Origin of the sequence: Acinetobacter sp. WCHA55 (assembly GCF_002165305.2) — a bacterium.
Taxonomy (GTDB): Bacteria; Pseudomonadota; Gammaproteobacteria; order Pseudomonadales; family Moraxellaceae; genus Acinetobacter.
Genome location: NZ_CP032286.1, coordinates 2,355,485 through 2,367,860, shown reverse-complemented (window position 1 = coordinate 2,367,860; position 12,376 = coordinate 2,355,485). Strand labels below are relative to the sequence as shown.

Sequence of the window (12,376 nt, the reverse complement as noted above, 5' to 3'; positions counted from 1 at the left end):
TAGGATTTGTGTATGAGTATCATTTTACCTGTTGCACAACGTGGTGAAGATATCTTAAGACTCAAAGCTGCTCGCGTCGCAGATGCAGAATTTAATAGCGACTGGCTCATGCAGTTGGCTTCTGCCATGATTGTGACGATGTTGGAACGAAGCGGTGTGGGTATTGCCGCACCACAAGTCTATATTTCAAAGCGGGTCATTATTGTAGCTTCACGGCCAAATTTACGCTATCCCGATGCGCCTGAAATGGACGCCGTGGTCATGGTTAATCCTGAAATTTTAGAGTTTTCGCAAGAAGCTTGCTTAGGTGAAGAAGGCTGTTTAAGTGTGCCAAATGAACGTGGTCAGGTACAGCGTGCGCAAAGCATTAAGGTGTTGTATCACACTCTAACCGGTGAGGTAATGGAAAGTACTTTTGACGGTTTTCCTGCACGCATTGTGCAACACGAAGTAGATCATTTGAATGGTATTTTATTTGTGGATCACCTCTCAAACTAGAACAATTCAATGTTGCTTTCCGACTTGCTAAAGATTAATCCTGATACTTAAATTGCTGCGGGGTTTGTCCCAAATGGCGCTTAAACATGGCACTAAAGGCACTTGGGTTACCATAGCCGAGAGATGCTGCTATTTGTGCAATGGACTCGCCACTGGCAATTTTACTCATGGCTTGGGCAATATGCATTTGCTGTAACCAAGCCCGATAAGACAGCCCCGTTTCCTTCTGAAACAACCGCATCAGGGTTCGAGTACTGGTGCCAATTTCATCTGCCCATGTGCTTAAGTCTTTATGATGTTGTGGTGCTTGTAACAGGGCTTGGCAGATACTCATCAGACGCTTATCTTGTGGCCACGGAATTTGAATGGGTAAGGAATTGGCTTTCTGAATTTCATCAAAAATTAGAATTTGGATGGCATGAGAAAGCTCATCGGAGCTGAGTAATTCGGAAGTCGGAATGTGTTCAATTACATTTAAACGAATCAGCAGTTCATGCAATAACTTGCTCACCCGAATAATAAAACATTGCTGACCCAGCACCGATGCCGCTTGAGCTTCGACCAGCGCAGTATTCATTTTGACCCGACTTAAAGAAATCACACTATGTTCCACATAGGCGGGAATCCACAGTGCGCACATGGGCGGAATCAGCCAGACATGATTGGGCGTGTAGACCTGAATAATGCCAGTCGAGGCATAGAGAAATTGTGCGCGTGAATGATGATGCGCAGGCGTAATTTCACGGTACGTATGTTCAGAGGAACGTCCAATCACCAGTTCGGACATGTCCGTTTCAATCAGCGAATCGGATAATTTCATGAAATTTGTCACTTAGACAGGGATTATTGGAAGATAACGTTCTGAATGACAATTTACAATATTGGTTGAAATATCAATGATTGGAGTTTTTCAGCTATGACGTCTTCAATACAGGCGAAGGAAAGCATGGATGAAGCTGTGGCAAGTCTTCAGCCACAAGGCATGATTGTTAAAATTGTAGGTGCCGTGGCCGTGGCACATCTACTGAACGACTTGATTCAAGCCGTTCTGCCTGCCATCTATCCTATGCTGAAAACCAATTTCTCGCTGAGTTTTGCTCAAGTTGGGCTCATTTCATTGGTCTATCAAATTACCGCATCGCTGCTGCAACCATGGATTGGTCTATATACCGACAAAAATCCGAAACCGTATTTATTGCCTTTGGGTATGGTGGTGACGTTTAGCGGAATTTTATTGTTGGCATTTTCGCCCAATTTTGCCGTGTTATTGATGGCATCGACTTTAATTGGGGTTGGTTCATCCACCTTTCACCCCGAAGCTTCACGTGTGGCACGTATGGCATCGGGTGGACGTTTTGGTACGGCACAATCGACCTTTCAGGTCGGTGGCAATACGGGTACTGCAATTGGACCTTTGCTGGCTGCATTAATTATTGTGCCATTTGGACAACATGCAGTAGCTTTGTTAATTGTATTTGCCTTGCTTGCCATTTGGGTACTGTTTGGAGTGAGCCGTTGGAGTATTAGCTACAGTAAAAAACAATTGGCTGCCAAGGCACAGCAGGCACACAGCAAATTGCATGGTCGTCAGTTGGTGATTGCCTTATCCACCATCTGCGTGTTGATGTTTGCCAAATTTACCTATATCGCCAGTATCAGTAATTACTTCACGTTTTACTTAATGCACAAATTCCATATCAGCCTGCAATCGGCACAGTTACATCTGTTTGCCTTCTTGGCAGCGGTGGCTTTAGGCACATTTGCAGGCGGACCGATTGGTGACAAAATTGGACGTAAAGCCGTCATTTGGGTGTCTTTTGTCGGCATGGCACCGTTTGCGTTAATGATGCCCTTTGCTAATCTGTTTTGGACCACGGTGTTGTCAGTCATGACTGGCTTGGTGTTGTCTTCTGCCTTTGCTGCCATGGTGGTCTATGCGCAAGAAGCTGTACCTGGGCGTGTCGGCATGATTGCAGGATTAATGTTTGGCTTAATGTTTGGGGTAAGTGGAATTGCCGCAGCAGGTTTGGGCTATTTGGCCGATTTAAAGGGCATTGAATGGGTGTTTGGCCTATGTTCATTATTGCCATTACTTGGTTTTGCCACTGCATTTTTACCGAAGACCCAAGCAAACTAAACTGTTTATAGCAGAATTTTAGTGATAGACACGCTATCTTAAAAGAATAAGATGGCGTGTTTTCTTTTGCATGTTAGTTTTAAAACACTAATGAATATATTGGCTGTTTGCACGGTAGGGTGTGGAGGATGATGATCATGGTGAATCCTGATACGGCAATTAAATTTTCCCTTGGTTTGGAACAGCTCAGTTTTGATATAGACGGGCAGCACTTCCAGGTCGATAAAGGGCTCAGCTTTATTCAGTCGAATAGTATGCGTCATGGGGTGTTGGATGAGCTTGCCATAGAATTGATGATTTATGTCATTGAAGAAATATTAGAATCCGTTCCCATCCAATATGGACAGCCTAAAAGCGCCATCAGTGCCGATACTCTGCTTCAAGAGGTACTGAATTTATTTTTTCCGAATCTATACCGCATAGACCGCGTACAACTTGAAAGCGGTTTTAATGCATTTATTGATCGTCGTGAATATTATGTGCATCAAGTGGCGGAACAAGGGGTATTCAGTCTGGTTTACTTTGTGTTTTTACGCGAGATGATGCACCACTGGAATGTGACTGACATTAAATTTGAATCGCTGGAAACGGCTCAATTACTTTAAAAGCGTAAAAAGTAGGGGATGATTGACAGCAAAATTCCAATGCTACTAAGCAAGACATTGCTTTCTATAAAATAAGGGAAAACCATGAGAACCAGACCGACTACAAAAGGCACGGTCATTTTTTGTTTTTTGCCATAGAGAAAATAGCCTAAACCAATTGAGCTAAAGATCACGCCGAGTAAGAGTTGAGTACTGTTCATGATGATGAAGCTTAAGTTCCGTTTGTTAGGGATTTATAAAAGCTTGAATAGTTAGATGTAGTCTTGAATATTTCTGTATTACCAAGCTTTAAGCATCTAAAAGTATTAAAAATCATTGTATGTAAAATAGACATTAATTACTATAACATGAAGGTTTATGACTTAATGCTCTGTACACGACAAAAATAGATAACTCATTGAAATAATGTCACAATAATTGTTTTCTAACGACGAATACTATGACACATCTCAATGAGTTATATCTTATCTTAAACAAATCTCTAAAATGGAACAAGTCACATTTAAAGTGCTTTGCGCTCATCATGCTTGTGATTATTTTAAAGCAAACATGTAATCTTTCTTCTGCATCTAAAGCCTTGCCCATCAAGTGTTTACCACAATCATTTTATCGACGTATGCAGCGCTTCTTTGCAGGTCAGTATTTTGATTATCGTCAAATTTCTCAGTTGATTTTCAATATGTTTTCATTCGACCAAGTGCAACTGACTTTAGATAGAACCAATTGGAAATGGGGAAAACGAAATATTAATATCCTGATGCTCGCAATCGTTTATCGTGGAATAGCGATACCTATCCTTTGGACATTGCTTAATAAACGTGGAAATTCAGATACGAAAGAGCGTATTGCTTTGATTCAACGCTTTATAGCCATTTTTGGTAAAGACCGTATTGTGAATGTGTTCGCAGACAGAGAGTTTATCGGTGAGCAGTGGTTTACATGGTTAATTGAACAAGACATCAACTTCTGCATTCGTGTTAAAAAAACTTCATTGTCACCAATCATTTAGGAAAGAATCATAAAATTAGTGATTTATTTCGCCATCTTAAAGTTGGTCAAATTGAATGTCGTAAACGACGGATTTTGGTTGGTCGGGTGAAACTATATATAAGTGCACTACAGTTAGAAAATGGAGAGCTTTTACTCGTCGTTTCTCCTCAGTTTAATGCCAATGCTATTCAGGATTATGCATTACGCTGGGAAATTGAAACCTTATTCAGTTGTCTCAAAGGACGCGGGTTTAATCTTGAAAATACGCGCTTGACAGACCCTAGACGAGTGAAAAAATTGATTGCGGTGTTAGCTATAAGCTTCTGTTGGTGTTACTTAACGGGTGAATGGCAACATAATCAAAAAAAAGCGATAAAAATAAAGAAGCATGGACGACTCTCAATGAGTTTATTTCGCTATGGTTTAGACTATGTTCAAATGGCGATTCAGCGTTTAATTGGTTTTGGGAAAAAAGAAGAGTTTAAGGAAATTTTGGCAATTTTAAGAAAGCAGAATCCTGATAGGATAAGGGTTCTGTGAAATTTGTCGTGTACAGAGGACTTAATGATACTATAATGAAGAAGATTGGTTTTTATGCTTATTGTGCGAACCCTAGTGAAGTTGGAGATTGTATAGAATCAGCTGTTTCTATAATTAATAGGAAAAATCTTGAAATAGAAATAAAGACTTGGAAACATATGGATATTGCAGGTCATTTTATAGCTAATGAGGTTTTAAGTGGAATAGATGAAGCTGATTTTTTGATAGCAGATATAAGTATTCTAAATTTAAATGTGACTTATGAGATTGGTTATGCAATTGGAAAGGAGAGATGGATCCGTAAATTTGAACAACTCCTATAAGTGATATTCTGCTCCTCAAATGATGTTATAAACATCAATATATGGAGTATTTTATGGCACGTAGACCAAGAAGAAATCATTCAAATGATTTTAAAGCTAAGGTAGCACTTGCTGCGATTAAAGCAGAAAAAACACTTGCTGAATTGAGTGCTGAGTTTGATGTTCATCAAAACCAAATTATTGACTGGAAAAATCAATTGATCTCAGCTTCCTCGCAAGCTTTCGATCAATCAAAAGCTCCAACAGAACCACCCATCGATCTAAAAAAACTACATGCAAAAATCGGTGAGCAGGCATTAGAAATTGATTTTTTAGAAGGTGTGTTGAAGAAACTGGGCCGCTTCAACCACAAAAGTTAATCGACGACTCACTTCAGATTTCAGTATCTAAGCAAGCTAAGCTGCTGAAAGTCTCCCGTGGTTGTTATTACTATCGCCCAAAACCTGTGAGTGCATCAGATCTGAAGCTGATGCGATGTATTGATGAATTACATATGCAATATCCTTTTGCAGGCAGTCGTATGATGCGTGATTTGTTGAATCGTCAAGGACATCATATAGGACGACGTCATACACGTACTTTAATGAAGAAAATGGGTATTCAGGCGTTATATTGCAAACCAAATTTAAGCCAGGCTAATCAAGCTCACCGTAAATATCCATATCTGCTCAAAGGGTTGGCTATTCAGCGCAGTAATCAAGTGTGGTCTACGGATATAACGTATATCCCTATGGCAAAAGGCTTTGTTTATTTATGTGCTGTGATTGATTGGCATAGCCGCAAGGTACTTGCGCATAGGGTATCGATTAGTATGGAGGTGGATTTTTGTATTTCGGCTTTAAATGAAGCGATTGAAAAATATGGTCGACCTGAAATATTTAATACAGACCAAGGCAGCCAGTTTACCAGTGATGCATTTATTGATGTATTGAAATCAAATGGCATTCAAATCAGTATGGATGGTAAAGGTCGATGGGTAGATAATGTGATGGTTGAACGATTATGGCGGAGCGTTAAATATGAAGAGGTGTATCTCAAAGCTTATAGCAGTGTCACAGATGCGAAAAAGCAATTAAGTGCATATTTTGAGTTTTATAATTTGAAACGACCTCATTCGAGTCTAGACAAAATGACACCAAATGAGTTTTACTATGATCAGCTACCCCAACAAAACAAGGTGGCTTAACTAGAGCGGAATATCACTTATAAATACGCTTTTAGTTGTTCAAACAAGTGGGACCACCTCTAGGGAAAGCGAATATTACTTACAAAGAATAACTCATTAAGTATAGGGCAGCCTAAAATACACGATGTAGGTATTTTTGATACGTTAGGTTACAAAGAATATGTTAACCAGCAACAGTTAGGTGACTTCTTAAGTTCTGGACAGTTTAATGACCCTATATTTTTAGAGAAAAAATTAAATAAGCAAGCTCCTGTTTATTTTGTATTAAGCAAACATAAAACTGATTGGATTAGTCGAATTGAATCCAGAATAAAAAAATCTAGATATATATTTAGAACATTTGATCCATCAGAACAACCACGTTTATCAGCACATGAAGCAATTCATCAAGTTACAGAATCTATGGGTATTGTGATTCCAATATTATCAAGTCATATAGATGGCTCTGAAATTCATAACATTAGAAGTGCATTCATTGCTGGCTTATCAAAGGGATTAGAAAAACCACATATTTTGATCCAAATGGGTCATGATTCAGCTCCTTTAGATTATAGAGATTTAGTTAAGCATTGCTATAAATTAGATGATATTAATGAAGTGATGGCTGATTTCGCAGCTTCTGTAGCAGCATTTTTTCAACAAGAAAATGAGCTTTCAACTAATGACTATATAACTGAATTACAAAAAATTGATTTGGGTTCTACTTCTGCTGAAAATGAAATGAGAAGTTTGCAAAGATATTATTTAAAGACTGAACAATATCTTAAAGCTATACGTGGAGAGGCTAATTTAGTAGTAGGAAGAAAAGGATCAGGTAAGTCAGCAATTTTTTTACAAATTAGAGATAAAGAACGATCTTCTAACCAGAATCTTGTCCTTGATTTGAAACCAGAGGGTTATAAATTTGTAAAATTCAAAGAGCAAATTTTAAATTTTCTACAAGAGGGTACTTTTCAGCATACTATTATGGCCTTTTGGGAGTATGTCTTACTTTTAGAGTTGTGCAATAAGATTTTAAGTAGTGATAAAGAGTTACACTTACATAATGAATCACTATATCAGCCTTATAGAGAAATTGCAGATTTATATAAAGCTGAGGGATATGATACAGAAGGTGATTTCTCAGAAAGAATGTCAACGCTAATGACAAGAATTTCAACTGATTATTTCGAAAAATATGGAGAAGATTCAGGAGTAAGATTGTCTTCACCACAATTGACAGAGTTATTATACAAGCATGATATTAAAGCTATTACAGATCAATTGAAAAAGTATCTAAAATATAAAAAAAATGTTTGGCTTTTAATTGATAATATTGACAAAGGATGGCCAACATCTGGCTTACAAAAAGAAGATTTATTAATAGTGAGAGCGTTGATTGATTGTACTAAGAAGATTCAAAGACAATTTTCTCATATAAATAATGAAATAAAGATTATCATTTTTTTAAGAAATGATGTCTATGAGCTTTTAGTACAACATACAGCTGATCGTGGTAAAGAAGGAAATGTTTTATTAGATTGGACAGATACAGATCTTTTAAGAGAAATGGTAAGACTAAGAATAGTAGCTAATGAAGGTTTCAATAGTGGATATACTTTTGAGCAAGCTTGGAAACAGCTTTTTGTAAGCCATTTTAAAGGTGAAGAAAGTTCACAGTATCTTATTGAAAGATCATTAATGAGGCCACGATTTTTACTTAATCTAATAAATCAATGTAAAAGTTTTGCAGTAAACTTAAACCATCAGCTTATAACTGAAGATGATATTTCAAAAGGAATGAAAGCATATTCGACTGATTTATTAACTGATATTAGCTATGAGTTGAATGATATAAATAATGAATTACATGATATTTTGTATAGTTTTATTGGGGTAAAATCATTATTGTCAGTTGGAGAGTTGAAAAACATAATAAATATGAATCAGAATGTAGCTTCTAGTAATGTTGAGGATATAATTAATATTTTGCTGTGGTATGGGTTTATTGGGGTTTGCATAGAAAACCGAGAAATTAAGTTTATTTATCATTTTAATTATAATATGAGGTTGATGGACGGTTTTATTAAAACTAAAATGCAAGATATTAATTTTATTATTAATCCAGCATTTTGGGATGCATTATTAATTGAAGTGGATAAAGACTTAGCAGCATAATTTACCATTTTAAAACCCCCTCAATTGAGGGGGTAGTCAATTAAAGAAAGTTATGAATTAAACAATCGAATCATCCAAATTCGGTGCTAACCAACGCTTCGCCACATCTAGTGACCAACCCTTACGCTTCGCATAATCCTCAAGTTGATCTTGAGAAATTTTGCCCACATTAAAGTATTCACTTTCAGGGTGAGAGTAATAGAAACCACTGACAGAAGAAGGTGGCATCATGGCAAAGTGTTCAGTCAACTTCGTACCAATCTTCGCTTCAGAACCTAACCAGTCAAACAATGCCGCTTTTTCAGAATGCTCTGGGCAAGCAGGGTAGCCTGGCGCAGGACGAATACCGACATACTTCTCTTTAATCAGTTCTTCATTATTCAGCGTTTCATCCGCTTTATAACCCCAGAATTCTTTACGAATACGTTCATGTAAGTGCTCGGCAAAAGCTTCAGCAAAACGATCCGCTAAAGACTGAACCAAAATTGTAGAATAGTCATCACCTTTGGCTTTATATTCATTCGCCAACTCTTCAGCACCGAAAATAGACACTGTAAAGCCGCCCAAATAATCTTGCTGAGTTGTCGTCGGCTTAATATAGTCCGCCAAAGACAAGTTTGGTTTGCCCGTCACTTTGTCCGACTGCTGACGTAAATGCTCGAAGGTATGCGTAACAGTCTGACCAGCTTCATCAAACACGCTGACCGTATCCGCACCTGTACGTTGCGCAGGGTATAAGCCAAACACCGCACGTGCATCAAAACGGTTATTGTCGATAATATCTTTCAACATCGCTTGCGCTTGGTTGTACAAATCTGTCGCTGCTTCACCGACGACTTCATCTTCTAGAATTTTCGGGAATTTACCCGCCAAGCTCCAAGAAATAAAGAATGGTGTCCAGTCAAAATATTCAACCAAAGTTGCTAAAGGATAGTTGGTGATGACTTGTGTACCTAAAGCATTTGGCTTTGGTGGTACATAATTGTCATCAATTTTAAAGCCATTCTCTACTGAATCGGCATAGCTCAATTTCGCAGCTTTCGGTTGCTTGTTGGCTAAACGCTCACGAATTTTGGCATATTCAGCACGATGCTCAGCAATGAAGTTGCCACGCATTTCTTTAGACAGTAGGGTAGTTGCCACGCCGACTGCACGTGAAGCATCCGCCACATAAATTACGGCATCATTTGAATATTGCGGGTCAATTTTCACTGCGGTATGTGCTTTAGAGGTGGTTGCACCACCAATCAATAAAGGAATGTCGAAGCCTTTACGTTGCATTTCTTTGGCAACAAACACCATTTCATCTAAAGATGGAGTAATCAAACCTGACAAACCAATAATGTCACATTTTTCATCAATCGCGGTTTGTAGAATTTTTTCGCAAGGTACCATTACACCAAGGTCGACAATGTCGTAACCGTTACAGCCCAAAACTACGCCAACAATATTTTTACCAATATCGTGCACGTCGCCTTTTACGGTCGCCATCAACACTTTACCTTTAGATTGGCTACCGGTTTTTTCAGCTTCAATGTACGGGTTGAGCCAAGCAACAGCTTGTTTCATCACGCGCGCAGATTTTACCACTTGCGGTAAGAACATTTTGCCCGAACCGAACAAGTCACCCACCACGTTCATACCATCCATCAGTGCGCCTTCAATCACATCGAGTGGACGTTTCGCTTTAAGGCGTGCTTCTTCAGTATCTTGGTCAATATAGGTGGTGATGCCTTTAACAAGTGCATATTCAAGGCGCTTTTCTACAGATTCATTACGCCATTCCAAATTCTCAGCTTCGCGTTGTGCGCCACCTTGACCACGGAATTTTTCAGCCACTTCAAGCAGTTTTTCAGTTGCAAGTTGACCTGATTCACCTTGGTTCTGGTTCAAGATCACATCTTCAACCGCTTCTTTCAGCTCTTGCGGAATGTCATCATAAATCGCCATTTGACCAGCGTTTACGATGCCCATAGTCATGCCTTGTTTGATGGCATGATAAAGGAACACAGAGTGAATTGCTTCACGTACAGGTTCGTTACCACGGAAGGAGAACGACACGTTAGACACACCACCAGAAATCATGGCATGGGGTAGGTTTTGTTTAATCCAGCCTGTCGCTTCAATAAAGTCCACAGCATAGTTGTTGTGTTCTTCAATCCCTGTTGCCACCGCAAACACGTTCGGGTCAAAAATAATGTCTTCAGCAGGGTAGCCAATTTCATTGACCAAAATGTCATAAGAACGCTTACAGATTTCACGCTTACGGGCAGCAGTATCCGCCTGACCGACTTCGTCAAATGCCATGACAATAATTGCAGCACCATACTGACGGCATAAACGGGCTTTCTCGACAAACTCGTCATAACCTTCTTTTAAGGAAATCGAGTTCACTACAGGCTTACCTTGTACGCACTTCAAGCCTGCTTCAATGATTTCCCATTTCGATGAGTCAATCATGATCGGCACACGTGAAATATCAGGTTCAGACGCAACCAGATTCAGGAAGTGCACCATCGCATTTTGCGAATCGAGCATGCCTTCATCCATGTTGATGTCGATGATCTGTGCGCCGGCTTCCACTTGTTGTTGTGCAACCTCTAAAGCTTCGGCAAAGTTTTCTTCACGAATTAAACGTAGGAATTTTTTCGAACCTGTAACGTTGGTACGTTCACCTACGTTTACAAACAATGAGTGATCATAAATGTTAAATGGTTCTAAACCACTTAAACGGCAGGCTGGAACCGTTTCAGGCACTTGGCGTGGCTTAATGTCTTTTACTGCATTGTAAATAGCACGAATATGGTCTGGTGTCGTACCACAGCAACCACCAGTAATATTAATCAAACCACTTTCAGCAAATTCTTTTAAGAAGGCTGCGGTTTGTTCAGGGGTTTCATCATATTCACCAAAGGCATTTGGTAAGCCTGCGTTTGGATGCGCTGATACAAACGTGTCGGCAACATCGGCAATGGTCTTGATGTGTGGACGCATCGCATCTGCACCCAAGGCACAGTTAAAGCCTATAGAAAGCAAGTCGCCATGGCGCACTGAGTTCCAGAAGGCTTCAGCAGTTTGACCCGTTAAAGTACGACCTGAAGCATCGGTAATGGTGCCTGAAATCATGATTGGCAGTTCACGACCAATTTGCTTGAACACTTCTTTTACGGCAAAAATCGCTGCTTTACAGTTCAAAGTATCAAAAACGGTTTCAATCAGGATGATGTCAGCACCACCTTCAATCAACGCATGTGTTGCTTCAATATAGTTTTCTTTCAGTTCATCAAAGGTGATGTTACGAAATGCAGGGTCGTTTACATTTGGTGAAATAGAGCAAGTACGTGATGTTGGCCCCAATACACCTGCTACAAAACGTGGCTTTTCAGGCGTTGAATATTTTTCACAAGCGGCTTTGGCTAAACGCGCTGCTTCACGGTTAATTTCAGTAACCAAATCTTCCATGTGATAGTCAGACATGGAAACGCGGGTGCCGTTAAAGCTGTTGGTTTCAATAATGTCTGCACCAGCATCGAGGTAAGCTTCGTGAATGCCTTGAATAATTTGCGGTTGCGTCAATACCAACAGGTCATTGTTGCCTTTTAGGTCATGTGCCCAATCGGCAAAACGCTCACCACGATAATCTTCTTCTTCTAGCTTGTGGCGCTGAATCATGGTGCCCATTGCACCATCAATAATAAGGATGCGCTCGGCAAGAAGTGCTTTTAAGGTGGCAAGTGTAGACATTCAAAACTCACAAACAGGTTTTCAAAACGTGCAATATTTTAGCAGAAAAGCAGGTTCATTGATGCCTAATTCAAGTGGTATTGGCTATATGGCAAATAAAAAAGGCTGATTTAGCTTTAGTTTTCACTAAAGTGAAATATAGACCCGCTATGTTAATAGATCACAATAAATAGAGATGAAAAAATATTGATTGGAG

Annotated in this window: 10 protein-coding genes; 7 read left to right on the top strand and 3 right to left on the bottom strand. The window is 39.3% G+C overall.

Annotated elements, in window-relative coordinates; genetic code table 11:
• The first annotated feature begins 12 nt into the window (after positions 1 to 12).
• Positions 13 to 498: a peptide deformylase gene (gene def, locus CDG62_RS14245; protein WP_087528704.1), complete on the top strand. Its 486-nt coding sequence runs from the start codon at positions 13 to 15 to the stop codon at positions 496 to 498.
• Between the two features lie 34 nt (positions 499 to 532).
• Here def and CDG62_RS14240 read toward each other — a convergent pair whose 3' ends face one another.
• Positions 533 to 1,318, bottom strand: coding sequence for an AraC family transcriptional regulator (locus CDG62_RS14240; RefSeq protein ID WP_087528703.1), 786 nt, complete (start codon positions 1,316 to 1,318; stop codon positions 533 to 535).
• 96 nt (positions 1,319 to 1,414) lie between these two features.
• Between CDG62_RS14240 and CDG62_RS14235 the strand changes: the two genes are divergently transcribed.
• Both CDG62_RS14235 and CDG62_RS14230 read left to right on the top strand, forming a co-directional pair.
• Positions 1,415 to 2,635 (top strand): MFS transporter, encoded by a 1,221-nt coding sequence (locus CDG62_RS14235; protein WP_087528702.1) that lies wholly within the window; start codon positions 1,415 to 1,417, stop codon positions 2,633 to 2,635.
• A 137-nt stretch (positions 2,636 to 2,772) separates the two neighbouring features.
• On the top strand, positions 2,773 to 3,240 hold the full coding sequence (locus tag CDG62_RS14230; protein WP_087528722.1) for a hypothetical protein: 468 nt from the start codon (positions 2,773 to 2,775) through the stop codon (positions 3,238 to 3,240).
• Here CDG62_RS14230 and CDG62_RS14225 read toward each other — a convergent pair.
• Complete coding sequence (locus CDG62_RS14225) at positions 3,237 to 3,440, bottom strand: amino acid transport protein (RefSeq protein WP_087528701.1); 204 nt, start codon at positions 3,438 to 3,440, stop codon at positions 3,237 to 3,239. The two genes, CDG62_RS14230 and CDG62_RS14225, sit on opposite strands and share 4 nt — an antisense overlap.
• Before the next feature lie 239 nt (positions 3,441 to 3,679).
• Here CDG62_RS14225 and CDG62_RS14220 point away from each other — a divergent pair.
• The 4 genes from CDG62_RS14220 to CDG62_RS14205 all read left to right on the top strand — a co-directional run bounded on the left by CDG62_RS14220 (position 3,680) and on the right by CDG62_RS14205 (position 8,436).
• A protein-coding gene (locus tag CDG62_RS14220) for an IS4-like element ISAba1 family transposase (RefSeq protein WP_085940648.1) occupies positions 3,680 to 4,770 on the top strand; the annotation gives its coding sequence in 2 pieces (ribosomal slippage) (positions 3,680 to 4,220 and positions 4,220 to 4,770; 1,092 coding nt in all).
• Positions 4,771 to 4,805: 35 nt separating this feature from the next.
• Positions 4,806 to 5,093 carry a hypothetical protein gene (locus tag CDG62_RS14215; protein WP_213070679.1) on the top strand — a complete coding sequence of 96 codons (288 nt, stop codon included), beginning with the start codon at positions 4,806 to 4,808 and terminating at the stop codon, positions 5,091 to 5,093.
• 53 nt (positions 5,094 to 5,146) lie between these two features.
• A protein-coding gene (locus CDG62_RS14210) for an IS3-like element ISAba14 family transposase (protein WP_223155595.1) occupies positions 5,147 to 6,279 on the top strand; the annotation gives its coding sequence in 2 pieces (ribosomal slippage) (positions 5,147 to 5,399 and positions 5,399 to 6,279; 1,134 coding nt in all).
• Positions 6,280 to 6,681: 402 nt separating this feature from the next.
• Positions 6,682 to 8,436: a P-loop ATPase, Sll1717 family gene (locus CDG62_RS14205; protein WP_213070678.1), complete on the top strand. Its 1,755-nt coding sequence runs from the start codon at positions 6,682 to 6,684 to the stop codon at positions 8,434 to 8,436.
• A 57-nt stretch (positions 8,437 to 8,493) separates the two neighbouring features.
• On the opposite strand, the gene metH is transcribed toward CDG62_RS14205, so the two are convergent.
• Complete coding sequence (gene metH / locus CDG62_RS14200; protein WP_087527186.1) at positions 8,494 to 12,180, bottom strand: methionine synthase; 3,687 nt, start codon at positions 12,178 to 12,180, stop codon at positions 8,494 to 8,496.
• Positions 12,181 to 12,376 lie beyond the last annotated feature (196 nt).